The sequence below is a fragment of the Hymenobacter swuensis DY53 genome, assembly GCF_000576555.1.
In the GTDB taxonomy this organism is placed as follows: domain Bacteria; phylum Bacteroidota; class Bacteroidia; order Cytophagales; family Hymenobacteraceae; genus Hymenobacter; species Hymenobacter swuensis.
Window position 1 is genome coordinate 1,376,264 of record NZ_CP007145.1, and the last position, 24,812, is coordinate 1,401,075.

Below are 24,812 nucleotides of genomic sequence, written 5' to 3' on the forward strand. Positions count from 1 at the left end.
CTGCCCAAGCTCGACCATAAATTTCTGCCCGCAGTGTATCCCGGCAATTTAAAGAACGTATGAACCTACTATGACGACGTACGACGAAATCTTCGACAACAACCGCAAGTGGGTAGCCACCAACACCGGTTCCAACGCCAATTTTCTGGAGCATCTGGCCTCCGACCAGAAGCCTGATTATCTCTACATTGGGTGCAGCGACTCGCGCGTGACGGCGGAGGAACTAATGGGCGTGGCTCCGGGAGAAGTATTTGTACACCGCAACGTGGCTAATCTGGTCAATAACCTCGACCTCAACGCCATGTCGGTGGTAGAATATGCCGTGGCGCACCTGCACGTAAAACACATTGTGGTGTGCGGCCACTACGGCTGCGGTGGCGTGAAAGCGGCCATGCAGTCAAAGGATTTGGGTATCATGAACCCTTGGCTGCGTAACATCCGCGACGTATACCGCCTGCACCATAACGAGCTGGACGCCATTCAGGACGCTGATGCACGCTACGACCGGCTGGTAGAACTGAACGTGCAGGAGCAGTGTGCCAACGTCATAAAAACGGCCGTGGTGCAAAAAAGCTACCTCAAGCGCCAGACACCCATCGTACACGGCTGGGTATTTGACCTGAAAACCGGGCTGCTGAAGGATCTGAAGCTTGATTACGAAAAGATGCTGCACGATATTCAGGCCATCTATAACCTAGGCGACGAGCCCCTGTTCACTTATGAGCAGGACCAGGACAACCCCGCCGAGGAAATTGCCAAAGAAGCTAAAGAAGAATCAGAGCGGGTATAACGTCTCTTCTGCTTAAAAAACCGGCCCCCGGGTTCAAGGAGTTGATTCCTGAACCCGGGGGCCGGTTTTTGTTTGACAACTGAGGTGTTACCTGCGCGAGTGCCTGAAACAAAAACGGCTGCTTCCGGAACAGTTTCCGAAAACAGCCAATAAAAAAGTGAGAAAGATAATTAGTTGAGCCAGATCTGAGCTACCGGCTCGAAGCGGTGTTGGGCAAATGCCCCGTAAGGGCGTTCGGCATAGAAACCAAGCACATGAACCTGGACGTTGCCGGTGCGGGCATTGCGCCGCATCTGAACAGGGTACACCTGCCCGGGGGCCGGCCAATCACCGATATGGTCGGCGGGGCGTTGGCTAGCATCAATACAACGAGCGTATTGCTGCAAGGGAAGAGGATGGGGAAGCTTCGTTTTCGACATATCCAAAGATACGAATATTGTCGCAATTCAGCTAAAAAAATTAGTGTGTAAAATACTGCCCAATGGCTGCGCTTTATTGATCTAATGCAATGATAAGTTACCTTATTTCAAAGCTCGACAGTGGATTGATGCGCAAGTGGTGACAGTAAATAACCAGTGTGAATGCACTGGTGGTGCTAATATTATTAGTGTATTGATTCTGTTTACCGGCTCCTGAATATCAGAGCAGCCGGCCGAGCCTGTATTCTGCCGGCTGCTGCTACTCACTGTTGCCGCAATAGCCGGAGCGTGGTACTGCCGGTGCGCGTTTGAACGCGTAGCAAGTATAAGCCCGGCGTATAAAAACTCATATCCAGTACGGTAGAGCTGCCTGTGACCTGCCGAGTGCTTAGCAATTGCCCCAGCCCTGAAAACAGCTGTATCGTAGCGGGACCTGCTGGAAGGTCTAGCCGGGTAAGGCTGGTGGTAGGATTGGGATACAGGACTACGCCTGCCAGCCATGGCGTACGAGTAGGCAACAGCTGCTGGTAGCGGGTAGCGGCGGCATCGGCAGCAGTCTGCAGCTGGCTGAGGCTGGGAGCTGCCAATACGGCAAACGCCACCGTGACGGAATCGGCGGGGGCCAGGAACGGGAGAGTGGCGCCGGTGACCTGGGAGGCGTCGGTGGGCGTCAGGAGGCGGGCGTTCTGAGTGCCGATGCTGAGGGTGATGAACTTTTCGGCCGCGCTGAAGCCATCGGCCAAGCGCACGGCTGCGGAAGCAGGGGCTTGATTATTGATGGCGTATGCACTGGCCTGACCACCGGACAGGTGCCGCAGGCCAGTGAAAATTTGGGCATCCGATGGATCGAACAGGTATTGCAGTCGGCGGGCAGCATCCCACTCCACCACGTTACGGCCGGCTTCACCGGGCAGGTCCCAGTCCATAAACAGCCCCACATGCAGGGGTTTCAGGGTGTCGGTGGTGAGATTGGTGAGTTGGTATTCCAGAATAACATAGTCGCGGTGCGGTGATGTGGCTTCGGCGTAGGCATGCTGGCGTACCCGCACCCCCACGGTGCGACCCTGCGTGAGGCTGGGGAGAGAGTCGCGGAAAGTACCGGCTGCTTCCTGGGTTGCGCGCATCGGCTGGGCCAGCAGATATGCCCGATTCAGGGTCAGAAAGTCCACATCGGCTCCGCGCCGGTCGTTGCGCACGTTATCCGACACGCGGGTAGCGGAAGTAGCAAGCAACAGGCCGCCTTCCGATAACAAAGGCGCACCCTGGCGGTAAGTCACGCCCTCACCCGCATCGGAGCCCAAACCATCATAGCCGATGTTGCCCCGGCTGGTGAGTGTCAGGGCTATGTCGCCGGCATCCAGCACCACGTAATCAGGATTCAGCAGGATGGTCTCGTACTGGTCTTCCTGGTATCCGGTAGCCGCATCCTGAAACCGGTAGCGCACCACGGCTTTCGTGTTAAGCGGAGCCGCCGCCGCTACGGTCAGCCGGAAAGGAGTCGCCGCATTCGAGCGTTGCTCCAGCGTGGCCATGCTTCCCGCCGTAAAGGTGCTTTGCCGCACCAGTACATAAGGCGACAGGGAAGAAAGCGTGACGGTTAGGTTGCTGACGGGCTGTAACAGGTTCTGGACCTGCACAGCCAACCGCAACGTGTCGCCGGGGGCGTAGGCCCGGCGGTTGGGAGCGAATGTGCGCGTTACCAGTCGGGCGGAGTGCTGGCCGGTTTCCGTGACGGCCCGCAGCACGTTGAGGCGGCCCGAACCAATGCGGCCGGCGTAGGCAGCGTTGCCGGGCAGGGCATCAATGTTATCGGTGGTACGGCGCAGCTGGGCTGCTACTTGAGCAGCGTTATAATGCGGAAACCGGGTGCGTACTAGGCCCGCCGCTCCGGCTACCAACGGGGCCGCAAATGAGGAGCCGCCCACCGCGAAATAATCGGTATCTGAGTTGCCCAAGGTAGTCAGAATCTGGGTGCCGGGCGCCGATAGATCTACGCGCCGGCTGAACGTGGCGTTAGCACTGCGCTCATCGGTGGAGGTAGTAGTGGCTACGGACAGCACATGCTGGTAGCTGGCGGGGTAGAAGTCGAGGTCGGCGGGCGTGTTACCGGCAGCGGCAACTACTACCGCGTCGCGGTTGATGGCGGCGTAGGTGATAATATCCTGCTCATACTGGGAACGGCCACCCGCCGCGCCCCAGGACAGGTTGATAACCCGGCAGCCGTGGTCGGCGGCGTACACAATGGCCTCGTAGCCCGCAAAAGAGCCCGTGGTGTTGCTGGAATAGATTTTCAGCGGCATAAACCGGCACCGGAAGCCTACCCCGGCTATGCCTTTGCCGTTATTGGTAGCGGCAGAAGCGCAGCCGGCTACCAGAATGCCATGTACGCTGTTGGCCTCGCGGGTGGGGTCGTTGTCGTTGTCGGCAAAATCCCAGCCGTAGTAATTGTCCACGTAGCCATCCTGGTCATTGTCGACTCCGTCAATCGGGTCCCGGCGGTTGACCTGAATCTGCGAAGCCAGGTCCTCGTGGGTGAGGCGGGTGCCGCCATCGGCAATGGCAATTACCACGCTGGTATCACCCTGTGTAACGTCCCAGGCCCGGTAGGCGCGGATATTCTTCAGGTGATACTGCCCCCCGGTCCGGGTGGAATCCGCCAATGGGTCGGAGGTTTGCAGTAGGGGCGGGTAGTAATATACCGGCTCGGCGTACTCTACGGTACCGGTTTTGCGCAACGCCTGACAAACGGCTTCCACAGAGGCTCCATCCGGCAAGGCCGCCTGAAAAATCAGGCCTAAATCAACGGCCCCGGGCTGGTCGGGACCCGGCGGCCGGGCGTGCGGAAATTTGGGCTGTACTGCCTGTGCCTGTATCCGCGTGAGCGTAGCATCAAGTACCGAATTGCCGGTAAGGCCGGGTGCCGGACGCTGGGCCGTTGGGGCCGGTTTCAGCTTGAACACAACCCGCCCCGCCACTACGGTTTTAACCGGTACTTCGGCGGAAGTCAGCTGGGCAGCAACCGGTAGTGCGGAACTGCTCAGTACCCCCAAAATAAGCAGGCTGCGGAGGAACAGAAAGAGTAGAGGAAGCCGCATACATGTCTAAATAGAGTGGGAGCCAGGTCAGGTAAACGGGTTTTTTCGACCGGCGGATTCAGCCTGAAACAAGTGGGTGAATTTACCGCTTCCGGTACGGCTTCCCTATTCCCGGGGCAGCCTTTTCGATTAGTGCTGCCGCCGACTCTGCCAGTCAGCTCAATCTCCTCTCAACTAACTAATCAGGGGATATTTTCAGCTTCCCCTGAAAAGCCAAACCCCACCAGGTGCCCAACGCGTAACGGGGCAACCGGTGGGGTTTTCAGGCGGCTAAATAGTGCTTACCGGGGCTTGGCGTATTTGTACTTTTTGGGGGCATCCACGGTGCGGTACTTGTAAGGGTTTTTGGCGTTGGGGTCTACGTTGAGGCCCAGGCCAATAGGTTTGCGCTCCTTGCGGAAGCGGGCTTTGTTGTTTTCGCGCTTGGTTCGGTCCATCGAAACGGAGCCGTAACGGCTGGGACGTTCCAGCATTTTGTCTTCGCTGGAGCAGGAAGTTCCGAGCAGCAGCAGTGCAAAGGCAGAGGTAAGTAGGACGTATTTCATACAAAACGGTGGCGAGTGGAGTGGAGGCCGATTCAACCGGGAATCAGCTACTTACTCGTCCGTGTACTCCGAAGAAACCCAAAAGGATTCACCCAAAACGGAATAATACTGTCCGATTTTGGGGCCGGTTTCCGAGCTTGCCTTACAGACTTAGCATTTCCCGGAACCGTACCGACTGCTGCCGCGAAACTTCTACTTCCGGGCCGCCGCGCAGCTTGATTTTGAGCGTATTGCTGAACCAGGGTTCAATGCTCTCCACCCATTTCAGGTTGATAATCTGCTGGCGGTTGGCCCGGAAAAACACGCGGTTATCCAGCCGCTGCTCCAGGTGCTGCAACGTGCGCGGAATCAGCGGCCGGTGCTGCTCGAAGTAAATCTGGGTGTAGCTGCCGTTGATTTCAAACAGCCGGATATCGGCCAGGCGCACAAACCAGCACCGTTCCCCATCCTTTACAAATACCTGATCCTGCTCAGTGAGTGGGGTAGGGGCTGCTTCCTCCGGCTCGGGCTCGGCGGCAGGGGCCAGCGCGGGCACCGGCGCGGTCAGTTTGGCCCGGGCTTTGGCCAAGGCTGCCGCCAACCGGTTTTCCTGAATGGGCTTGAGCAGATAATCCAGCGCGTTTACCTCAAAAGCCCGCAGCGCATACTCATCGTAGGCGGTGGTGAAAATGACGTGGGGAGCCGTTTCCAGCGAAGCCAGCAGTTCAAAACCCGTTTCGCCGGGCATATGGATGTCCAGGAACAGCACGTCGGGCTGCAGCTCCCGGAGCTGGGTGCGGGCTTCTTCGGCGTGGCGAGCTTCCCCTACCACGGTTACCTCCGGAAAAGCGCGCAGTAGGTGGCGCAGCTCGGTGCGGGCCAAGCGTGAATCATCAACGAGCAAAGCATTCATCGGGCGCGGCGTTAGGTAGATGGGGAGGTGGTAAGAGAACGGGCGGGCGCGAAATCGGGCGCGGGCAGCCGGGCCGGTAGTTGCAGATGGGCCACTACCACGTCGGGGGCGTGCGGGTCGTTGGCGAGATGCAGATGAGCTGCCGCTCCAAACAGCAGCTGTAGCCTTTCCCGGGCGTTCCGGACCCCTACGCCCTGGTGGTCGGTGCGGGGTTCGTAGCGGCCGGTATTGCGCACCGTAATGTGCAGGGTGTTCGAATCGTTGAGTTGGGCCGTGAGGTGAATGAAGCCCCCCGCCGGCCGGGGGGCCAGGCCGTGCTTGATGGCATTTTCCACCAGCAACTGCAGCGTCATGGGCGGAATGGGCACATCGAGGGCAGCGGGGTCCACATCCAGGGTGTAACGCAGCCGCTCCTCCAGCTGCAGAGCCTCTAGCTGAAGGTAGTGCTCCACAATTTCCAGCTCCCGATGTAGTGGCACCTGCTCGGCCGAGTTCAGTTGAATGGAATAGCGTAGCAAATCGGAAAGGTGGGTAATCATGTCGCGGGTGCGGGCGGGGTCTTCCATCACCAGTGCCCGGATGTTGTTGAGCCCGTTGAACATGAAGTGCGGGTTTATCTGAGCCTTGAGGGTACGCATTTCGGCTTCCCGCACAGCGGCCGTCAGCTTCCAGGCGTTTACCTCAGCTTCGCGGGAGCGGCGCAGGTAGTGCCAGCCAAAGTAGAAGCCTTCCCACAGCCAGAGCAGAATATTGACGTTGGCGGCGAATAGCAGGAATGCGCCCCAACTGAAAGATTGGCCATTGGCCGATGGCTTAATCACCCAGATCATCAGGCTCCAGATAATGGCCTGGCTTAGCAGGGAAGCCACCAGATTCAGAAGGAACAGGCGGCCCAGCAGCGCCACGGGAGCCAGCTCCAGCCAGTTAGCCGCCCGAATAAAGTGCCGGATTCCGTGGGAAAGCAGTGCAATGGGCACCACAATGGCCATATCAATCAGTAGCAGCTCAGCCGTAAGCCCGCGCGCCGACATAAACAAAAACAGGTTCAGGACGGCGTACAACGTCCAGCCCGTCAGCTGACAGTACCAATAGAGCCGAGTAGGAGCAGCCACGGCGCGCAGCCTGGTTGCCTCGCTGGCGGGTTGGCTAGTGGCGGGCAGCAGCGGCATACGCGGGGGCGTTACGACGGTGGCCCAGCAGCAGAAGGGCCGCCAGCCCCATCAACGATACAGTGATGAAGCCTGGAATTAGGTAGAGCTGCGCCGGGGCCAGGGCCAGCCCCAGGGCCAGGCAGCCCGCGCTGATCAGGCCCGCCGCCACCCCATAGGCCGGGGCCCGGTACAGCCAGGCGTACGGGAAAAAGTGCGCCCCCGTGATGATGCCGTAGCACATTACAAAATGCTGGGGGTAGCGCATAAATACGAAAATCAGGAAGGGAAAGTAAAACAGCTGGGCCAGGTTCAGCACCAGGCCCAGTGGCTGCAGCGGGTTGTGCGGCAGCGTCCAGACGGTATTCAGGGCCTTGGACAGCAGCCAGGCCAGCGGCAGCGTAAGCGCGCCCACAAAAAACGTGATGAAGCCCCGCGTAGCCACGGGCAGCGGCAGCGTCCAGACGAATGTAATGGCAGCCCATACCAGGGTGGCGGCCAGAATAAAGTCGAGGCCGCTTTTGGCTTTGGTGGCGAGTTCCAGGCGCAGGGAATCGAACTGCTGAGCAGAAACCATCAGAATAAAAGGAGGAAAGGTAGAAACTATAGAATGGCAAACCGGTGGGTCCCGCCGGACGTGATTCGCGTCCGGCGGGACCAAAATACAGCTATTTCGTGGCCGCGCTCGGTTGCTTTAGAAAGGCATCCGAAAGCTGGAAAAACCACTGCGTATCGTCGTACATGAGGAAGTGCTTGCCGGCTTCCGACATTGCGACCTGGTGCCGGGGCAGCTTGGCATACTGCTGGTCGAAAATGGCCTTGGTGCTTTCCTTAGTGGCCCCGAAGCCCTTGTAGGCGGCCCAGGAGCCCAGCACCAGCACCGGCTGCTGAATCCGGGCTACGTCGGCGCGTAAATCGGTGGTGTACATATCGTACATAGCCTGGGCCACGGCCGCCGGTGCTGACTGCACGCCCCAGCGCGTTACCTGGTTGATGCGGGCGGTGTCGGTGACCATGGTGGCGGTCATCTGGCGCTGCTGGGCCGGATTAATCGGGCCGTTGGCTACTTGCTTCCGCATCCCCTCTGCCATGGGCCGTACCTGCTCCACGGTGGCTGCCGGGTTCTGGATGGCTCCGATGAAAGGCAACGAATCCACGATAACCAGCGGCCCCACGGCTTCGGGCTGGGTACTGCTCATCCAGAGGGCCATAAACCCACCCAGGCTGTGGCCGATGATGGCGGGCTGGCGCAGGTTCTGGGTTTTGATGTACGTCAGGAGTTGGTCGCGCACATTTTGCAGCATTTTGTCGGTGCTGGCTGGCGCGGGCACTCCCCCAAACCCCGCTAGGCTGATGATGTGGCACTGGTACTGTTTCTGGTAGTGCGCCACCGTTTCATCCCACACCGCGCCGGGGCAGGTCAGGCCCGGAATCAGCAGCACGGGCTGGCCCTTGCCCACCACCCGCACCGTGAAGTTGGGGTGGGCGGCGGGGTTATCGGTGCCCATTGCGGTGGGAGCGGGCATCATCGGGGCGGCGCTAGTGGGAGCGGTGAGCAACGCAGCGGCCGAGAGCAGCAGGGCGGAGCAAACGGGACGGAGGCGGGTAGTCAGGTTCATAGCAGAAAGTGGTTGGGAAGTGAGGTAGAAGTTGATTTCTACTTCAAACCTACCTGCTCTTCCTTCCTTCGAAAACTACTTTTCCGCGAGCGGTAAATTCCCGCCCCGAACGGTCAGAGCTTCCGTCCGAATGGAACTGACCGCCCACGACCGAAATACCTGCAAGTGCGCCTGCTCAGTGCAAAAAAAGGACGCCCTCAGCAGGGCGTCCTGAAATCAGCACGTGTCCAGTGCGTAAAATCCGGAATCAGAGAAATTGGGCGAAACACTATTGCCTTCCCTGGAGTCCAGCAACTTGCCAGTGGTAAATCAGAACAATACCCCGGCAGATAGCACAGTGCTGCCCGTGAAATCCGGCTAAATCCGTGGTTAGATAATATTGCGCAGATCCTGCCGCAGTGTTTCGATGCCCCGCCATACTTCGTCCCAAGTTGACTCGTGTTGTTTAGGAGCGTGAGGAGCCGCCGCATCTGGAGGCGTCCCGGCTGGGGTAGGAGTAGTATGCAGCCGCTCCACCAGGCGGGCGCGCTTGGCTTCTAGGGCTTCGGCATGCTGCTGGTAGGTGGCAGAGGAGCCGGCCGTGGTGGCATTGGCGCGGTTATGCAGCGTCCGGATTTTAGTGTCCAGTTCCGTCAGGGCTTGCTGGAGGGCTTCGGCGCTCAGGTTGGCTGGAGCACGCATGTGGTCAGGGGTGGGAGTGGTAGCCATAAAGAAGAGAGTAAAGAGCCAGCGGCGGCAGAAACTGCCCTTGCGAATTGTACCGCTTCCGGAGGAAAAAGGATGCGACGTATGTTACCAACAATTCCACAATATAATCATAACGCTCCGCTCATCCAGGCCCGAAAGCAGTAGCCTAGCTTTGTCTGTCATCCGTCAGACACGCCGCCGCTATGTATCCAAAACTACTTCCCTTACTGGCGCTGCTGCTGCTCCGGACAAGTTTTTCATGGGCCCAGGCTGAAACGGTGGCCCTGACGGAAAGCAGCCAGACGGTGGCCGGGGCCACTGTGGCCCCGGCCCCGGCCGGCGCGCCCACCGTATACCACGCCGCCGATGAAATGCCCGCCTTCCCCGGCGGCACTGAAGCCTTCCAGAAGTTTCTGCGCAAGGAGCTGAAGTACCCTGATGACGCCCTGCGGCGCGGAATATCGGGGCGGGTGTTCATTCGGTTCATTGTTACCGATGAAGGCCGCATCCGCGACGCGGAAATAGTAAAGGGCCTGGGCAGTGGCCTCGATGAAGAAGCCCTGCGGCTGGTGCGTATCATGCCTTGGTGGACGCCCGGCCGCGTGAACGGGCAGCCCGTGTGGGTATCCTACACGATGCCTATCGTGTTTCGGGCATTGGATTAGCGAAGCGCTGTAACCAGAACGTCATGCTGAGCATGACGAACATATTTCCCTCCTCATTCTATTCCCAACTCACTGCCACGCCCAGCTCCCGGGCCAGCGGCGCGGCGGCCGACGCGTAGAGCAGCGGCAGCAGTTCGTTGGCAGCCGGTGCAAACTCCACGCGGTAATCCTCGTGCAGCTTGCCGATGGTTTTGAGCACTTCCTGCGTGCGGCGCGCCAAGTGCTGCAGCAGCGGCTGGGTGGGGCCGTGCAGGCGGCCGGTGGCCTCGGGCTGGTGGCGCAATACGTTGGTGAGCAGCCGTAATGTCAGTTCGATTTCGCCCAGCGTGTCGCCGGTTACTTTGGCGTGGTAGGCCAGTCGCTGCTGCAGCTGGCGGGTGATGTGCAACAGGTCGTTGGGTGTTTGATGGAAGCCGCGCACGGGGTCGTCTACCTGCTGGCGCAGGCGGTTACGGCGGTCCTCCAGGGCCTCCTCGCCTTCCAGCAAGCGGAAGGTAAGTTGCTCCACCAGGATAGCATCCTGGGCTACCAGGCGGGCCAGGAGCTGGTCTTTTTCCTTGACTGGAAGACTGAACAGGGCTTTGCGTAGGTCGGGGGAAAGAGTGGGCATAGGTAGGGCAGGGGGCAGAAACCAGAGGCGCATCAATAACGCAAAAAACGCCCGTTTGGCTCCCGGAGCCTTAGTCGTTCTTCCGAAGCCGTTGCCGCAGCCACCAGAACAGCCGTTTGGGCGCCTGTGCTACCCGCTGGGCCGGAGAAGGCTGCATCACCATAACGGAACTTATACCGCCAGACCACTCCGCACGGTGCGTTTGGGGAGCCTCTACCTCCTTCCGAACTAGAGGTAATTGCACGGCTCCGCGCTGCACCGGGACGGCCAGGGTGCTGTGAAGGCCACTTTCTTCCAGCAACTCATCCACCACGCGGTAGCCTGGCACCTGCACCACTAAGCGGAGCGAATCGGAGGCGGGCAATGGGAGTTGCGCGCTGCCATCGGCTTCGGCCTGGGTGGTGAGCAGCAACGCATCTGCTCGCCACAGCTGTACCTGTGCAAAGCCCACCCCTTGACCGGTTGCCGGATCATACACCCGAAGCCGTAGCGTAGCCGGCCGACTACGTGCAGCCGGGGCTACGGCGGTCGGCGCGGGTGGCAGCGCGCGGGCCAGCAGGGGAGAGGCGGCCAGCAGCGGCAACCCCAGGGTGGCCAACCACCGCCGGGCATTCCGCAACTGTGGCCAGTACAGTTCGGCAGCGGCCGTTTCGGCCTGTCGGCGGCTTTCGTCCAGAACATGCGCCGGAATACGGCCGCACACGCTGCCGCCGGGCGCCTGGCGGATGACGTGGAGGATATCGGCCGGAGCCATGTCGGTGAAGTCCAGCACCTCCTTGCGGCAGGACTGGCAGAAACGGCCCCGCTCGGTGGGCGTCATATGGGTCCAGTCTTCGTGGCAGGGCTGGGGAATGGCGAGGTAGTAAGCGGATTTTGTCATGGGCGCGGTGTGGAATAGCGGTGGGTTTGGCATCTACCGGGTATTGATGCCACTTCTGACCCGATTCCACATGCCCCGCCTTCTATTTTTTGCCACTAGCCTGCTGCTGGGGCTGCTGACCCTTACGCAAGGGCTGGCTCAGCCTTCAGCCCGTACATATTACACCGCCACCGGCCGCCGCACTGCTACTCCCGACTCAGCCGCTTATTACACCATGGTGCGGAAGCAGGGCGCGGGCGGTACCATCACCACCTACCAGCCCAACGGTCGGCGTCTGCATCAGGAGCAGTATAGTCAGCTGCGGGCCGGGCAGCGGCACGGCCTCAGCACCGAATGGCACGCCGCTACGGGCCGGCGAGTTGCTAGCTACCCATACAGCCACGGCCAGCTACACGGAACGGTGCAGACTTGGTACCCGAATGGTCGGCCGCGTTGGCAACTGGCGTACCGGCAGGGGCAGCGGCACGGGGCGTTGCGGGCGTGGTATCCTTCGGGCCGCCTGCTGCGCACGGAAACCTACCGGTCCGGCGTGCTCCGGTCCGGCCATTGTTACACCCGCGCCGGCCGGGATACTACCTGGTTTGCTTTCGAGCGGCCCGCCCGGTTTGTGGGCGGCGACAAGGCGTTGCAACAGTGGCTCACACGGAATCTGCGCTATCCGGCCAGTGACCTGCGCAACCAAGTGGAAGGCAATGTGTGGGTGCGGTTTGTGCTGGATAAGCGGGGGCAGGTGCAAAACCCGGAAATACTCAAAGGCATCAGCAACAGTACCGATACGGAAGTGTTGCGCCTGCTCAAAACCATGCCCGCCTGGGAGCCGGCCGTAGTGGCGGGCCGGGCCGTAGCGGTACCGTATGAGCTGCCCGTGGAGTTCCGCATTCTGTAAACATTGCTGCCAAGTATACTGCGGATGCAAAGCGGGGAAGAGGTTTTTGATACTTTTACCGGTGTCCACCCCGCTACCGGCCTTTTCTGCGCCGGTAATGCCGTTTGCCGCCGTATGAAAATTCTCCTGGTTGAAGACCACGCGGAACTGGCCCGCAGCATTGCCGGCTACCTGGTGCAGGAGCACTACATCTGCGAGGTGGCCGCCACCTTCGACGAGGCCCGCGAAAAGCTCATTCTCTTCACCTACGACGTGGTGCTGCTCGATATCATGCTGCCCGATGGCAACGGCATCAACCTGCTCAAGCTGCTGCGTAAGGAGGGCGTGGATAGCAGCGTCATCATCATTTCGGCCCAGAACGCGCTGGATTTCAAGCTCACCGGCCTCAGCGAAGGCGCCGACGACTACATCACCAAGCCCTTCCCGCTGCCCGAGCTGCACGCTCGTGTCAAGGCCATCATGCGCCGCCGCAGCCCCCAGAAAAACAACGTCCTCACGTTCCAGGACCTCACCGCCGACCTCGACTCATTGGAGTGCCGCGTGAATGGCAAGCTGCTCAATCTCACCCGCAAGGAAACCAACCTGCTGCTCTACTTCATCCATAACAAAGGCCGCATGCTGAGCCGCCAGGCCATTGCTGCCCACCTCTGGGGCGACTACACCGATAACCTCGACAGCGTGGACTTTGTGTACCAGCACGTGAAAAACCTGCGCAAGAAAATCACCGACGCCGGCGGCCAGGACTACATCAGCACCGTCTACGGCTTCGGCTACAAATTCAACGCCCCGGAGTAGTGGTGAAATAGTGAGTGGTGAAATGGTGAGTTTGACGAGTGAGGACGGCAGGCGGCACAGCAAGCAGCCTATAACGGCCGCTCCATAGCCCAGGGTTTAAACCCTGGGCTAGTGAATCGTCAGGTGAAGAGGCGGAGATGCCTCGGCTTCGTTGCACACCGTTCAGCATGACGTTCTTTTCCCCAGTTCAACCAATTCCCTAGTCCAGCTATCCACCTATCCATCACCAAGTGAAACTCAACTACCGCTACACGCTGGCCTACGCCATCATCACGTTTTTCGTGCTGAGTATTGGGTTTGCCATTGTGTACGCGGCCCTGTCACGGAGCGCCACGCAGGCCACCATTGGCAAGCTGGAGGACCTGAATGCGGTGGTGGCAGGGCAGCTGCGGAGTGGGGGCAGCTACACGGGGCATCCGTCGCGGGCCAACGTGCGGGTGGCGCGTGGCGTGCCCGCCGATACGGCCCGCCACGCGCCGCTGGTGCGGCTGCGCGACGAGTGGGAGCCGGCGTTGCAGTCGGAAGTGCGGATGGTGCGCGTGACCACCTACCCGGTGGTGCGTGGGCAGGTGTACCGCGTGACCAGCCGGGCGGCCGTGGTGGAGCCGCGCGACGCTTACCTAACGGGCCTGATGCTGGTGTTTGCGTGGACGTTTGTGTTTCTGCTGGCGTTGGTGGTGATTCTGAGCGAGGTGATTTCCTGGCGGATTCTGCGGCCCTTTACCCAGACGCTGCGCGGCATCCAGCAGTTTCAGCTCAGCCAGCAGCAGCGCATTGCTTTGGAGCCCAGCCGCACCACCGAGTTCAACGTGCTCAACGAGTTTCTGCTGCGCATGACCACCCGCGCCCAGAGCGACTACCAGGGCCTCAAGGAATTCTCCGAAAATGCCTCACACGAGCTGCAAACGCCCATTGCCACCATCAAGGCCAAGCTGGAGTTGCTGCTGGACTCGGAGCTGACGGAGCCGCAGCTGCGCCTGCTCACGGCCATGCACGACGAGCTGGAGCGCCTCAGCCGCATCAACCACTCGCTCACGCTGCTGGCCAAGCTGGAGCACTTCGACACCCGCCCCGATACCTTCACCAACCTAAGCCAGCTGGTGCCCGCCACCGAAGCCGCTTTCGCCGACCTGGCCGAGATGAAGAACCTGCGCACCACCCAGCACATTGCGCCCGGCGTGGTGGTGCCCCTGGACGAGGCCCTGGCCCAGCTGCTGCTCAACAACCTGCTCAGCAACGCCATCCGCCACAACCAGTCCGGCGGCGAAATCCGGCTGCAGCTCACCCCGGAATTTCTGCTGCTGGAAAACACCGGCCACGCGCCCACCGCGCCGGTGGAAGAGCTGTTCGGCCGCTTCAAGAAAGGCAACGCCGCCCTCGATTCCATCGGCATCGGGCTGGCCATCGTGCGCCGTATCAGCGAGTTGTACGGCCACTGCGTCAGCTACACCTACGCCGAGGGCTGGCACCGCATTCGGCTGGATTTCGCGCCGATGCTGGCTGGGCAGTAGCGCGTAGCTGGGGTCAACTAGAGTAAAAAGAACGTCATGCTGAGCGAAGTGCAACGGAGCCGAAGCATCTCTACCGCTTCGTTGAATGGCGCTGACGAAGCAGTAGAGATGCTTCGGCAAGCTCAGCATGACGTTCTTGCATACTTCAGCTTTATTGCTTGTACTCTGCCGCCAGCGGTGCAAAATTTCATAGAAACCATAACATTCCCTCAAAATTCCTTCAAGATTGAGTTCGTTATTTGCTTACATCAACCAGTAAGTAACTACTCACTAGCCGACAACTACCTCGCTCATGCCTACCGCCGTTTCTCCTGCTGACCTGACTACTGCCGCAACGCCGGCCGGGGCGGGGCGTGGGGAGCGGGTGTCGCCCCGGCGGCTGCGGGCCATCCTGAGCGGCTCGGTGGGCAACCTGGTGGAGTGGTACGACTGGTACGTTTTCTCCTCGTTTTCCCTGTACTTCTCGGCCTCGTTTTTCCCGGCCGGCGACACCACGGCCCAGCTGCTCCAGACGGCCGGCATCTTCGCGTTGGGCTTTCTGATGCGGCCCATCGGCGGCTGGATGTTCGGGCGCATTGCCGATAAAGTGGGCCGTAAGCAGTCCATGACGCTGTCGGTGCTGCTCATGTCGCTGGGCTCTTTGCTGATTGCTCTCACGCCTACTTACCAGACGGTGGGCATCGTGGCGCCAGTGATGCTGCTCACGGCTCGGCTGCTGCAGGGCCTGAGCGTGGGCGGCGAGTACGGCGTGTCGGCCACCTACCTGGCCGAAATGGCGACCTCGCGCCGGCGCGGCTTCTATTCCAGCTTTCTGTACCTCACCCTCATCGGGGCGCAGCTGCTGGCCCTCGGGATTCAGCTGGTGCTGCAGCGGGTGCTGGAACCAACCCAGCTGCTGGCATGGGGCTGGCGCATCCCCTTCGTGATTGGGGCTCTGCTGTCGGTTGTGGCCCTGTACCTGCGCCACAACCTCGACGAAACCGCCGCCTTCACGGCCCAGCCCGAAACCACTGAGGACCAGCGGGGCAGTCTGCGCGTGCTGGCGCGCCACCCCCGCGCCGTGCTCACGGTGGTCGGCCTCACGATGGGCGGCACGCTGGCGTTCTACACGTTCACCACCTATATGCTCAAGTTTCTGGTGAACACCGCCCACATGACCCGGGAGGCCGCCACCAACGTGTGCTTTCTGTCGCTGCTGGTGTTTGCCGCGTTGCAACCCGTGTTCGGGGCGCTGTCGGACCGCATCGGGCGGCGGCCCTTGCTGATTTTCTTCGGGGTGGGCGGGGCGCTGGGTACGGTGCCGCTGCTCACGGCCCTCAGCCACACCACCTCGCCGCTGGTTGCTTTCGGGCTGCTGCTGCTGGCCTTGGTGATTGTGAGCGGCTACAGCGGCATCAATGTAATAGTAAAAGCCGAGCTGTTTCCGACAGAAATCCGGGCTTTAGGCATCGGGCTGCCGCACGCGCTTACGGTGGCCGTATTTGGTGGCACCGCCGAGTACCTGGCCCTCTGGAGCAAGGGCGTCGGACACGAGGCTTACTTCTACTGGTACATTGCCGGCTGCATCGGCATCTCGCTGCTGGTGTTCCTAGGCATGGCCGAAACCACCAAAACGTCTCATCTCAATACTGATCCGGCGGCTGAGCAGCTGGATTAGCTGTCATCCTGAGCTTGCGAAGGACCTTATCACGGCTGGATCCTACCTGTGTTGCTCATGGGTAATAAGGTCCTTCGCAAGCTCAGGATGACAGGTACAGCTCACCAGCCTCCTAAAACCAACTTCCCATCCCATCCATTCCGCTCCATGAAAAAGCTGTTTTCCAACCTCACCGTGCAGGTGCTCACGGCCATTGCCCTGGGTATTGCCGTTGGAGCCTTGTTTCCGGCCTTCGGGGCGGCCCTCAAGCCCGTGGCCGACACGTTCATCAGCCTGATCAAGATGCTGATAACGCCCATCATCTTCCTGACGGTGGTCATCGGCATTGCGGGCATGGGCAGCATGAAAAAGGTGGGCCGCGTGGGTGGTAAAGCCCTGCTCTACTTTGAAATCGTGACGACGTTGGCGCTGGCCATCGGCATGCTGGTAGCCAACGTGACGCAGCCCGGCGCGGGGGTGCAGGCCACGGCCCAGGCCGTGATGCAGGACTCGAAGAAGGCCGAAGAAGCGTCCAAATTCACCTCCCAGGCCGGCGAAATGAACTGGGTGGAGTTCTTCACCCACATGGTGCCCGACAACGTGGTGGGCGCTTTCGCCAAGGGCGACATTCTGCAGGTGCTGCTGTTTTCGGTGCTGTTCGGGCTGGCCCTCAACCGCATGGGCCAGCAGGCCCAGCCGCTGATGAAAACTTTCGACCGGCTTTCGCACGCCATGTTTGGGGTGTTGGCCATGGTGATGAAACTGGCCCCGCTGGGCGCGTTTGGCGGCATGGCTTTCACGATTGGCAAGTACGGCATTGCCACGCTGCTGCCGCTGGGCAAGCTGATGCTGGTGGTGTACGCCACTATGTTCCTGTTCATTTTTGGGGTGCTCAACCTGATTATGCGCTACTACGGCCTGCGCCTGATGCCGTACCTGCGCTTTATCAAAGAGGAAATCCTGTTGGTGCTGGGTACCTCATCGTCGGAGTCGGCCCTGCCACGCATGATCGACAAGATGGAGCGCTACGGCTGCTCCCGCTCCGTAGCCGGCCTGGTAATCCCGACCGGCTATTCCTTCAACCTCGACGGTACCTCGATTTATTTATCTATTGCCGTGATTTTCCTGGCGCAGGCCTTCAACATTCCGTTATCCTTCACCCAGCAGCTCACGCTGATTGCCATTCTGGTGGTGACGAGCAAGGGCGCGGCGGGCGTGACGGGTTCCGGCTTCATCGTGCTGGCTTCCACGCTGGCGGCTACCAAGGTTATTCCGGTAGAAAGCGTGGCGTTGCTGCTGGGCGTGGACCGGTTTATGAGCGAGGCCCGGGCCATTACCAACGTCATCGGCAACGGCATTGCCACGCTCGTAGTCGCCAAAAGTGAGGGCGAGTTCGACGAGGCCCGCCACCAGCTGGCGTTGCAGGGCCGCTCGGTGCCCGAGGAGCTGCAGCCTGAGCCGGCTGCCCTCATTCCCCGCGTAGAAGTTCACGCTTAGCCGAAGCAGCGCGAGCTACAAAGCTCGCGCCACTGCCCCCTTATCAACTGCCTGGTTTTTCCTGCCCGAATCGGGCAGCAGGGCTGCGCCTTGCCCTTTTTTCTGACCTCCCCTCCAAGCTTTCCCCACCCCATGACTACGTTTTTACGCTTGAAGCTAGCGGCGCTACTATTGCTGGGGACTCCGCTGGCCCACGCCCAGATTATCGTGCCGCCTACCACCGGGAAGGCTCCGGATCCGGCCCCGGCTACTGCTCCGGCCCCAGCGCCCGCGCCCACCAAATCGGCCCCGTACGCGGGCGGTATGAAAATCAGCATCTCGCCCGACGGCTCGAAATACGTGCGCATCATGACGGCTCACCAGCTGTGGGTGCGCTACAATGAGAACAACTCGGGCACGCTCTCGGCCGAGGAAGAGCCCCGGAGTGACCAGATTGACTTTGGTATCCGCCGCTCGCGGGTGCTGCTGGTGGCGCAGCTGAACCCGCGCTTTCTGGTTGTCACGCAGCTGGGCATCAACGGGCAAAGCACTATCTCAGGCGGGGCGCCCGGCGAACCGACCGGCCCCGGCAAAAAGCCTCAGTTCTATATCCACGACGCGCTGGTGGAGTACAAGGTGAGCCAGTATATGAGCGCCGGCGGCGGCCTGCACTACTACAACGGCATCTCGCGCCAGACCAGCTTCGCTGCCTTCTCGCTGATAACCCTCGACGTGCCCGGCGTGCAGTCGCCCTCCCTCGACGCAATCGACCAGACCGGCCGGGGCATAGGGGTGTACGTGCGCGGGCGGGTGAAGAAGTTCGACTACCGGCTGTCAGTGAATGATGCGTTTCGCACGAATACCGGCAGCACGCCGGCCACGCTGACCACCAACGTGGCACAGTTCAACCCGCGCAGCCGGGGCAAAATCTGGCAGGGCTACTTTGACGTGGAGCTGCTGGATAAGGAACTGAACCTGGTGCCGTTTGCGGTGGGCAACTACCTGGGGGCCAAGCGCGTGTTCGACATCGGGGCGGGCTTCCTCTACCACGCCGGTGGCCTCTACTCGCGCCCCACCGATAACCCCACCCCGCAGCCTGCCCGCGTCTGGGACATCCCCTACAACCGCCACGACATGCGCGTGCTCTCGGCCGATATCTTCTTCGATACGCCCGTAGACACCACCGCCCGCAACCAGACCGCCTTCACGGTGTACGCCGCTGCCTACGACTACCGCATGGGCCCCAACTACGTGCGCTACGGCGGCACCCTGAACCCCGGCACTGGTTCGGCGGCGCTGCGCGGCAATGCGGTGCCCATGCTCGGTACCGGCACCGCCCAAACTATCCAAACCGGCTTCCTGCTGCCCAAAAAACTACTCGGCCCCAAAGTGCGCCTGCAGCCCTACGCCGGCTACATCCACGGCCGCTACGAGGGTCTGCGCCGCACCGATGGCCGCCTGCAGGACGTGCACATTCTGGACGGCGGCGTGAACGTGCTGCTCGATGGCCACCAGGCCAAAATCACGCTCAACTACCGCGCGCGCCCCGATTTCACCAATATCGACAACCTAAACTACCGTCCCGAAGCCACCATGCAGCTTCAGGTGATTCTGTAGAGGCGTTCCGGTCCGGCGGCTGCAAGCTGTCGGGCTGGTTGCCGGTAGCTGATGCTGTTACGAAGCCATCCGAACGGCCATATAACAACATCCGCCAACGGCAATCGGCCCAACGGCTCAAACGGTCCTGTAACAACGTCAGCACGCGGCAACCGGCCCGACGGCTTACAGCCGCCGGACCGGGACGGCCATTACCCGCGCTTCTTCGCCTTCTTGCCTTCCTTGCCCGGCGTGCCGTAGGCCACGCGGTAAATCACGCCGTTGTCGTCGTCGGAAACCAGCAGGGAGCCATCGGGGGCCTCAATGATGCTGCAGGGGCGGCCGAATTCCGACTTGTCGTTTTCCACCAGCCAGCCCGTGATGAAGTCCTCGAACTGCTGGGGCTGGCCCTGCTCGTTGAAGTGCACCCGCACGATTTTGTAGCCCGAGGGCTGGGCGCGGTTCCAGGAGCCGTGCATCGTCACGAAAGCATCCTGCCGAAACGCCTGCGGAAACTGCTGCCCCCGGTAGAACACCATGCCTAGAGGCGCGGAGTGGGCTTTGTACGTGAGCAACGGCCGCACCGTGCGGGCGTCAAACTGCTCGTAGGTTTCCCCCGATTTGGGCTTGTTGGCGGGGTAGTGCTTGCCGTCGGCGATGATGGATGGCCAGCCATAGTGGCCGCCGTCCTTGATCTGGTTGAACTCCTCCATCTGGTCCTCGTCGCCGAGCCAATCGATGCCGTGGTCGAGGCCGTAGAGCTGCTTGGTAACCGGGTGCCAGTCGAAGCCGATGGTGTTGCGCAGGCCCTGGGCGTACACGCGCCGGCCCGAGCCATCGGGCTTCAACTGGAGCAAGGTGGCGCTTTCGGGATTGTCCTCGTCGCAGGCGTTGCAGGTGCTGCCCACCGAGAGGTAAAGCAGCCCATCGGGCCCGAATTGCAGGGTGCGGTTGGCGTGCTGGCCGGCGTCGGGCAGGTCTTTGTACAAAGTTTTCAACTCGCCCAGGGTGCCGTCGGCCTTCACGTCGGCCACGTACACTTCCCGGATGGCGGCTATGTAGAGTTTCCCATCTTTGAGGGCCAGGCCGTGCAAATGGGGCTTCTGGGCCACCTGCTGCGTGGTTTCCACTTTGCCGTCCTTATTGGCGTCGCGCAGCAGCGTAACGGTGCCTTTCACGCGGTTGCTCACGTAGGTGTCGCCGTTGGGGGCCACGGCCAGCATGCGGGGCATGTCGAGGCCCTCGGCGTATTTGCTGATGGTGAAGCCGGCGGGCACTTGCAGACTGGCTACCCGCTCGGGCGTGGCCGGCAGCTTGTTGGGCAGGTAAATGTTGCCCGTCATCTGGAACGGGGTGGCGGCCGGGGGCACGTTCTGGGCCGGGGCCGTGAAGCCCGCCAGCAGAGCGGCGGCCAGGGGTATCGTCAGTTTCGGAAGCATCGCGCAGGTGAATAGGTTGCGCTCGGCTTAACTGCGTTTTTCCGCCCGGGGTTACGATTCAGCTTGCCGCCGCCCGCCACTGCCGCCGCAGTTTCCAGGCGGATAGGGCGGTAAGGAGCAGCAGCAGGAGCCAGGTGTTGCGCCAGCCTGGCTGGGAAAGTAAAGTGATGTTTTGAACGGCCTGTTGTAGCATCGTGGGCTGGGGAAGGTCTGGCGCAGTTATAATGTTCATGCCCACACATTCAATGCCGTCAAGGATTGGCTCATTATATATCCGTAGTGAGACTGGCCGCTGGCGGGTTGCCACCGAGAAGATAATATTCGGACGGCGTTGAAGCAGTAGCACCATGTCATCCAACTCCTTTTTATTCAGAGCTGGAAAAAGTACCTCGACGCCTCTCAGTTCAGTTATGTCGGAGTAAGAATTGTTGGGCAAAACAAAGTCCAGCTCTCGGGAAACAAAGTAGTTCATCCACCCACCTGTACTTGGTAAAATAATGCGAGTAGGGTTTTGCTGTAACTGGTAGACGCCCCGATCATAAGAGGAACTCGTGTTGTACTGTGTCGTGTTGTAAATAGGAGTGGTAGTTTGGGTATCAGAGGCAGGCGACCATAAAGCATAAGTTTTCGGCTCATTCCTCGGCACCACCGCGCACCCCAGCCACAGCAGCCCCGCCAGCGCCAGCAGGCCCGGCGGAAACAACAAATGGCGACGGTGGCGGCGGGGGAGGTAGAGGGCAGCGGGCATAGCGGTAAGGTTAGTAACGGTAAGCAGCCCGCAGGCGCGTCAGATTCCAGGCGGACAGGGCAGTGATAAGCAGCAGCAGGAGCGTGGTGTTGCGCCAAACGGGGGAAAATGCCGCCGCCCAGCTCTCGGTAATCCATTCTTCTATTACCTCGATATAGGGTTTTGTTGGGATTAGGTATTGATCTGGTGTGCCACATACCATTGTGGGATAATCTGGGTGCGGAATGTTGCCCAGCAAGTTGAAGCTGAAAGGCAGCTTGCGCCAGTCTATCCAGTACCGCTTAATGCCTAATCGGCTGCATATGTCCCACAACTGAATACATGTGGCGTAGGAAGTAGATTCGTTAAAATATACGTGCAGCGCCCGGTGCTCTGTTTGTTCTTCCACCAGCGAAAGACTGGCGCTTTCAACGATTTTCATATCAAAGTATTCGGTCCACGGATTACCCGATAGAATAATGCTTTTCCAAGGGCCGAAGTCCTCCACCTCTTGAGGCGTGGGGAATCCACCAAATGGAAAGGCAGGCGCATAAAGGGAAAAAAAGGCTACTTCCTTCACATATTGAGTTGGCCTCACCATTCTCGGCACCGCCACGCACCCCAGCCACAGCAGCCCCGCCAACGCCAGCAAACCCGGCGGAAACAGCAAATGGCGACGGTGGCGGCGAGGGAGGTAGAGGGCAACGGGCATAGCGGTAAGCAAGTAGGCGAGGGGGAAAATATACAGAATCTGCCGCTGCTCCGCCGCAAGTCTCCGCTGCCTCGTCGCAAGTCTGCGCTGCCTCGTCGCAAGTCTGCGCTGTGTCGCCGCAACAGTCCGCTGTGTCGCCCCAAGTCTCCGCTGTGTCGCCACAGTCGTCCGCTGCCTCGCCGCAACTCTCCGCTGTGTCGCCACGATTATCCGCTGCCCCGCCTCAAGTCTCCGCTTCCTCGTCACAACTCTTCGCTGCGTTGCCGCGCGTTGCGCCGAACCAGGCTATTTCAGCCGAAAAGCACCCATCCGCCAACCCTGCGGGCCGATTGAGGGTTAGCAAGCCCAGACCAGCGCCTCACCGCGTCTCGGTTCTCACCTCTGCCTTCTCAGCTCTACTACCAGAATGCCCTACCGCTACGCCGTGCCGTTGCTGCTGCTGCCCGCCCCGCTGCTTGCCCAAACCGCCCCGCCCGATACCACCCGCGCCGTGGCCCTGCCCGAAGCCACCGTAACGGGCTACGGCCAGCAGCTGCCGTTGCGCCGCACCGCCGCCGCCGTCAGCACCCTCGCGGCCCGCGACTTCGAGCGGTTTCCGCAGAATGCCCTCACCCAGGCCGTGAACACGCTGCCCGGCGTGCGGCTGGAGGAGCGGGCCAGCGGCAGCTACCGCCTCAGCGTGCGGGGCAGCACGCTCCGCTCCCCGTTCGGGGTGCGCAACACCAAGGTGTATTACCAGGGCATCCCGTTTACCGAAGCCAGCGGCAGCACGCCCCTCAACCTGCTCGACCCCGCGCTGCTAGGCGGGCTGGAAGTAGTAAAGGGCCCCGCCGCCAGCGTGTACGGGGCCGGCACCGGCGGGGCCGTGCTGCTGAGCGGCCGACGGCCTGCCCCCGGTACCAGCGCCGCTCAGGTGGGGTTCACGGCGGGCAGCTTCGGGCTGCGGCGCTACGTGGCGAGTGTGGAAACCGGCTCCGCTACCGGCTACCTGCGTGCCACCTACGCCCGCCAGAGCCTCGACGGCTACCGCCAGCAAAGCGCCCTGCGTCGCGACGTGCTGGCCCTCGACGGCGAATGGCAGCTCACCGAAAAGCAGACCGTAGGCCTGCACGCGCTGTACTCGGATATCAACTACCAGTTGCCCGGCGGCCTCACCCGCGCCCAGTTCCTCACCGACCCGCGCCAGGCCCGCCCTGGCACGGCCACCGCGCCCGGAACCGTGCAGCAGCGTACCTACTACGCCTCCCGTACCGCCCTGCTCGGGTCTACTTACGAGGCCCGCTTCACCGACCGGCTGAGCCTGCGCACCACGCTCTACCTGAGCGGCAGCCGCATCAACACGCCCTACCTGATCGACTTCGAACGCAACACGCTGCTGGGCGGGGGCGGGCGCACGGTGGCCAGCTACCGCACCGCCCTGGCCGGCCGCATCCTGCGCCTGCAAGCGGGAGCCGAGGCCCAGACCGGCTTCGAAAGCTCCCGCAACTACCAGAACCGCGCCGGCCAGCCCGGCGCGTTGCGCTACGACGATGAAATCCGGACCCTCACCGGCTTTGCTTTCGCCCAGGCCGATTACGAGCTGCCGGCCGGGCTGCTGCTCACGGCCGGAGCCAGCTACAACCGTCTCCGCTACCGCATCAGCCGGCTGTCGGATGCCGCTGCCAACCCCACCGGCTACGCGCTGGAGCGGAACTTCCGCCCCGAGGTGTCGCCGAGGATGGCGCTGCTGCGCGAGTTTGGCCCGACCCTGGCGGTGTACGGCAGTGTAAGCACCGGCTTCTCCCCACCCACCGAAGAAGAAATTCGCCCTTCCGACGGCTCCATCAACCGCGCCTTGCAGGCCGAACGCGGCACCAGCTACGAAGTGGGCGCGCGCGGCATACTGCTCCGGCAGCGCCTGCGCTACGACGTGGCCCTCTACGACCAGCGCCAGCGTCAGACCATCACCACCCGCACCACCGACCTGGGCACTCAGCTTTTCGCTAACGCCGGCAACACCCGTCAGCGCGGGGTGGAGGTGGCCCTGAACGGTTATGTGTGGCAGCCGGAGTCAGTTGGTAGCGCCGCGCAAGCTGCCGGTAGTGACGTGATGCCCACGGGCCTTCGCGCTTTCGTGAGTTACGCCTACAACCACTACCGCTTCGGGAGCTACGAAAGCGGCGGGCAGGACTTCAGCGGCAACCGCCTCACCGGCACCGCCCCCCACACTCTCACCGCTGGCCTCGACTTGGTGGCTCCGCTGGGCTTTTACCTGAGCCCCACCGTCAACCACCAGGCCCGCATTTTCGTGAACGACGCCAACACTGAAGCCGCCCCCGGCTACTGGACCTTCGGCACGCGCGGCGGCTGGCGCCGCAGCTTCGGCGGCTTCACCCTGGACCTTTTCGGCGGGGCCGAAAACCTTACGGACCGCCGCTATTCCCTGGGCAACGACCTGAACGCCTTCGGGGGGCGCTACTTTCAGCCGGCCCCGGCCCGCAACTGGTACGCCGGCGTAAGCCTGCGGCACGGAAAAGGGAAAAGGTAAAAGTCAAAGCCCACCTGTCATTGCGAGCGGAGCGAAGCAATCTGTCCTTCGCGAAGCTCCTGATTTTTACCTACTCAAAAGCCCCTGACGTCAGTACGGACGTCAGGGGCTTTTGCATTTCAGGGCTGTACTTTGCCTTTCTACTTTACACTTTTGA

The 24,812-nt window shown here is 61.2% G+C and carries 22 protein-coding genes; 9 read left to right on the plus strand and 13 right to left on the minus strand.

Annotation, left to right across the window (positions count from 1 at the left end):
• Window positions 1–70: 70 nt before the first annotated feature.
• A complete protein-coding gene (locus HSW_RS07375) occupies window positions 71–790 on the plus strand; it encodes a carbonic anhydrase (protein WP_052346212.1) in 720 nt (239 codons plus the stop codon).
• A 170-nt stretch (window positions 791–960) separates the two neighbouring features.
• Here HSW_RS07375 and HSW_RS07380 read toward each other — a convergent pair whose 3' ends face one another.
• From HSW_RS07380 to HSW_RS22625, 8 genes are all read right to left on the minus strand, one after another.
• A complete protein-coding gene (locus tag HSW_RS07380) occupies window positions 961–1,209 on the minus strand; it encodes a hypothetical protein (protein WP_044001420.1) in 249 nt (82 codons plus the stop codon).
• A 263-nt stretch (window positions 1,210–1,472) separates the two neighbouring features.
• Window positions 1,473–4,304, minus strand: coding sequence for a S8 family peptidase (locus HSW_RS07385; protein ID WP_052346213.1), 2,832 nt, complete (start codon window positions 4,302–4,304; stop codon window positions 1,473–1,475).
• 281 nt (window positions 4,305–4,585) lie between these two features.
• Window positions 4,586–4,849, minus strand: a complete 264-nt coding sequence (locus HSW_RS07390) for a hypothetical protein (protein WP_044001421.1) — start codon at window positions 4,847–4,849, stop codon at window positions 4,586–4,588.
• A gap of 142 nt (window positions 4,850–4,991) precedes the next feature.
• Complete coding sequence (locus HSW_RS07395; RefSeq protein ID WP_044001422.1) at window positions 4,992–5,741, minus strand: LytR/AlgR family response regulator transcription factor; 750 nt, start codon at window positions 5,739–5,741, stop codon at window positions 4,992–4,994.
• An 11-nt stretch (window positions 5,742–5,752) separates the two neighbouring features.
• Window positions 5,753–6,910, minus strand: coding sequence for a sensor histidine kinase (locus tag HSW_RS07400; RefSeq protein WP_052346214.1), 1,158 nt, complete (start codon window positions 6,908–6,910; stop codon window positions 5,753–5,755).
• Entirely contained in the window at window positions 6,888–7,466 is a 579-nt protein-coding gene (locus tag HSW_RS07405; protein WP_044001423.1) for a DUF7010 family protein, read from the minus strand. Before HSW_RS07405 ends, HSW_RS07400 begins: the two co-directional genes overlap by 23 nt.
• A gap of 91 nt (window positions 7,467–7,557) precedes the next feature.
• Window positions 7,558–8,508 (minus strand): alpha/beta fold hydrolase, encoded by a 951-nt coding sequence (locus HSW_RS07410; RefSeq protein WP_044001424.1) that lies wholly within the window; start codon window positions 8,506–8,508, stop codon window positions 7,558–7,560.
• Window positions 8,509–8,877: 369 nt separating this feature from the next.
• Window positions 8,878–9,216, minus strand: a complete 339-nt coding sequence (locus tag HSW_RS22625) for a hypothetical protein (RefSeq protein ID WP_052346215.1) — start codon at window positions 9,214–9,216, stop codon at window positions 8,878–8,880.
• A 182-nt stretch (window positions 9,217–9,398) separates the two neighbouring features.
• Here HSW_RS22625 and HSW_RS07420 point away from each other — a divergent pair, with 182 nt between their 5' ends.
• Window positions 9,399–9,860 carry an energy transducer TonB gene (locus HSW_RS07420; RefSeq protein WP_052346216.1) on the plus strand — a complete coding sequence of 154 codons (462 nt, stop codon included), beginning with the start codon at window positions 9,399–9,401 and terminating at the stop codon, window positions 9,858–9,860.
• A 58-nt stretch (window positions 9,861–9,918) separates the two neighbouring features.
• On the opposite strand, the gene HSW_RS07425 is transcribed toward HSW_RS07420, so the two are convergent.
• Complete coding sequence (locus HSW_RS07425; RefSeq protein ID WP_155832869.1) at window positions 9,919–10,470, minus strand: hypothetical protein; 552 nt, start codon at window positions 10,468–10,470, stop codon at window positions 9,919–9,921.
• 70 nt (window positions 10,471–10,540) lie between these two features.
• Window positions 10,541–11,350: a hypothetical protein gene (locus tag HSW_RS07430; RefSeq protein ID WP_044001426.1), complete on the minus strand. Its 810-nt coding sequence runs from the start codon at window positions 11,348–11,350 to the stop codon at window positions 10,541–10,543.
• 70 nt (window positions 11,351–11,420) lie between these two features.
• Here HSW_RS07430 and HSW_RS22630 point away from each other — a divergent pair, with 70 nt between their 5' ends.
• From HSW_RS22630 to HSW_RS07460, 6 genes are all read left to right on the plus strand, one after another.
• Entirely contained in the window at window positions 11,421–12,236 is an 816-nt protein-coding gene (locus HSW_RS22630; RefSeq protein ID WP_052346217.1) for a TonB family protein, read from the plus strand.
• A gap of 114 nt (window positions 12,237–12,350) precedes the next feature.
• Window positions 12,351–13,031 carry a response regulator transcription factor gene (locus HSW_RS07440; protein WP_044001427.1) on the plus strand — a complete coding sequence of 227 codons (681 nt, stop codon included), beginning with the start codon at window positions 12,351–12,353 and terminating at the stop codon, window positions 13,029–13,031.
• Window positions 13,032–13,261: 230 nt separating this feature from the next.
• Window positions 13,262–14,542, plus strand: coding sequence for a sensor histidine kinase (locus tag HSW_RS07445; RefSeq protein ID WP_044001428.1), 1,281 nt, complete (start codon window positions 13,262–13,264; stop codon window positions 14,540–14,542).
• Between the two features lie 292 nt (window positions 14,543–14,834).
• Complete coding sequence (locus HSW_RS07450; protein WP_081768305.1) at window positions 14,835–16,199, plus strand: MFS transporter; 1,365 nt, start codon at window positions 14,835–14,837, stop codon at window positions 16,197–16,199.
• 147 nt (window positions 16,200–16,346) lie between these two features.
• The gene (locus HSW_RS07455) at window positions 16,347–17,675 is read left to right on the plus strand and encodes a dicarboxylate/amino acid:cation symporter (protein ID WP_052346218.1); all 1,329 of its coding nucleotides are present in this window, start codon (window positions 16,347–16,349) and stop codon (window positions 17,673–17,675) included.
• Between the two features lie 132 nt (window positions 17,676–17,807).
• Complete coding sequence (locus tag HSW_RS07460; protein WP_052346219.1) at window positions 17,808–19,271, plus strand: hypothetical protein; 1,464 nt, start codon at window positions 17,808–17,810, stop codon at window positions 19,269–19,271.
• 191 nt (window positions 19,272–19,462) lie between these two features.
• Here HSW_RS07460 and HSW_RS07465 read toward each other — a convergent pair whose 3' ends face one another.
• Genes HSW_RS07465 through HSW_RS24520 form a run of 3 tightly spaced genes read right to left on the minus strand, consistent with a single transcriptional unit; the run spans window position 19,463 to window position 22,128 of the window.
• Entirely contained in the window at window positions 19,463–20,689 is a 1,227-nt protein-coding gene (locus HSW_RS07465; RefSeq protein WP_044001430.1) for a PQQ-dependent sugar dehydrogenase, read from the minus strand.
• A 58-nt stretch (window positions 20,690–20,747) separates the two neighbouring features.
• Complete coding sequence (locus HSW_RS24150) at window positions 20,748–21,437, minus strand: hypothetical protein (RefSeq protein ID WP_155832870.1); 690 nt, start codon at window positions 21,435–21,437, stop codon at window positions 20,748–20,750.
• A gap of 10 nt (window positions 21,438–21,447) precedes the next feature.
• Complete coding sequence (locus HSW_RS24520; protein ID WP_081768306.1) at window positions 21,448–22,128, minus strand: hypothetical protein; 681 nt, start codon at window positions 22,126–22,128, stop codon at window positions 21,448–21,450.
• A 406-nt stretch (window positions 22,129–22,534) separates the two neighbouring features.
• Between HSW_RS24520 and HSW_RS07480 the strand changes: the two genes are divergently transcribed.
• Entirely contained in the window at window positions 22,535–24,655 is a 2,121-nt protein-coding gene (locus HSW_RS07480; RefSeq protein WP_044001433.1) for a TonB-dependent receptor family protein, read from the plus strand.
• The last annotated feature ends 157 nt before the right edge of the window (window positions 24,656–24,812 follow it).

Bases quoted from the DNA above. Each gene is read 5' to 3' on its own strand.
- HSW_RS07375 (WP_052346212.1), top strand. From the start codon at position 71: ATGACGACGTACGACGAAATCTTCGACAACAACCGCAAGTGGGTAGCC.
- HSW_RS07380 (WP_044001420.1), bottom strand. From the start codon at position 1,209: ATGTCGAAAACGAAGCTTCCCCATCCTCTTCCCTTGCAGCAATACGCT.
- HSW_RS07385 (WP_052346213.1), bottom strand. From the start codon at position 4,304: ATGCGGCTTCCTCTACTCTTTCTGTTCCTCCGCAGCCTGCTTATTTTG.
- HSW_RS07390 (WP_044001421.1), bottom strand. From the start codon at position 4,849: ATGAAATACGTCCTACTTACCTCTGCCTTTGCACTGCTGCTGCTCGGA.
- HSW_RS07395 (WP_044001422.1), bottom strand. From the start codon at position 5,741: ATGAATGCTTTGCTCGTTGATGATTCACGCTTGGCCCGCACCGAGCTG.
- HSW_RS07400 (WP_052346214.1), bottom strand. From the start codon at position 6,910: ATGCCGCTGCTGCCCGCCACTAGCCAACCCGCCAGCGAGGCAACCAGG.
- HSW_RS07405 (WP_044001423.1), bottom strand. From the start codon at position 7,466: ATGGTTTCTGCTCAGCAGTTCGATTCCCTGCGCCTGGAACTCGCCACC.
- HSW_RS07410 (WP_044001424.1), bottom strand. From the start codon at position 8,508: ATGAACCTGACTACCCGCCTCCGTCCCGTTTGCTCCGCCCTGCTGCTC.
- HSW_RS22625 (WP_052346215.1), bottom strand. From the start codon at position 9,216: ATGGCTACCACTCCCACCCCTGACCACATGCGTGCTCCAGCCAACCTG.
- HSW_RS07420 (WP_052346216.1), top strand. From the start codon at position 9,399: ATGTATCCAAAACTACTTCCCTTACTGGCGCTGCTGCTGCTCCGGACA.
- HSW_RS07425 (WP_155832869.1), bottom strand. From the start codon at position 10,470: ATGCCCACTCTTTCCCCCGACCTACGCAAAGCCCTGTTCAGTCTTCCA.
- HSW_RS07430 (WP_044001426.1), bottom strand. From the start codon at position 11,350: ATGACAAAATCCGCTTACTACCTCGCCATTCCCCAGCCCTGCCACGAA.
- HSW_RS22630 (WP_052346217.1), top strand. From the start codon at position 11,421: ATGCCCCGCCTTCTATTTTTTGCCACTAGCCTGCTGCTGGGGCTGCTG.
- HSW_RS07440 (WP_044001427.1), top strand. From the start codon at position 12,351: ATGAAAATTCTCCTGGTTGAAGACCACGCGGAACTGGCCCGCAGCATT.
- HSW_RS07450 (WP_081768305.1), top strand. From the start codon at position 14,835: ATGCCTACCGCCGTTTCTCCTGCTGACCTGACTACTGCCGCAACGCCG.
- HSW_RS07455 (WP_052346218.1), top strand. From the start codon at position 16,347: ATGAAAAAGCTGTTTTCCAACCTCACCGTGCAGGTGCTCACGGCCATT.
- HSW_RS07460 (WP_052346219.1), top strand. From the start codon at position 17,808: ATGACTACGTTTTTACGCTTGAAGCTAGCGGCGCTACTATTGCTGGGG.
- HSW_RS07465 (WP_044001430.1), bottom strand. From the start codon at position 20,689: ATGCTTCCGAAACTGACGATACCCCTGGCCGCCGCTCTGCTGGCGGGC.
- HSW_RS24150 (WP_155832870.1), bottom strand. From the start codon at position 21,437: ATGCCCGCTGCCCTCTACCTCCCCCGCCGCCACCGTCGCCATTTGTTG.
- HSW_RS24520 (WP_081768306.1), bottom strand. From the start codon at position 22,128: ATGCCCGTTGCCCTCTACCTCCCTCGCCGCCACCGTCGCCATTTGCTG.
- HSW_RS07480 (WP_044001433.1), top strand. From the start codon at position 22,535: ATGCCCTACCGCTACGCCGTGCCGTTGCTGCTGCTGCCCGCCCCGCTG.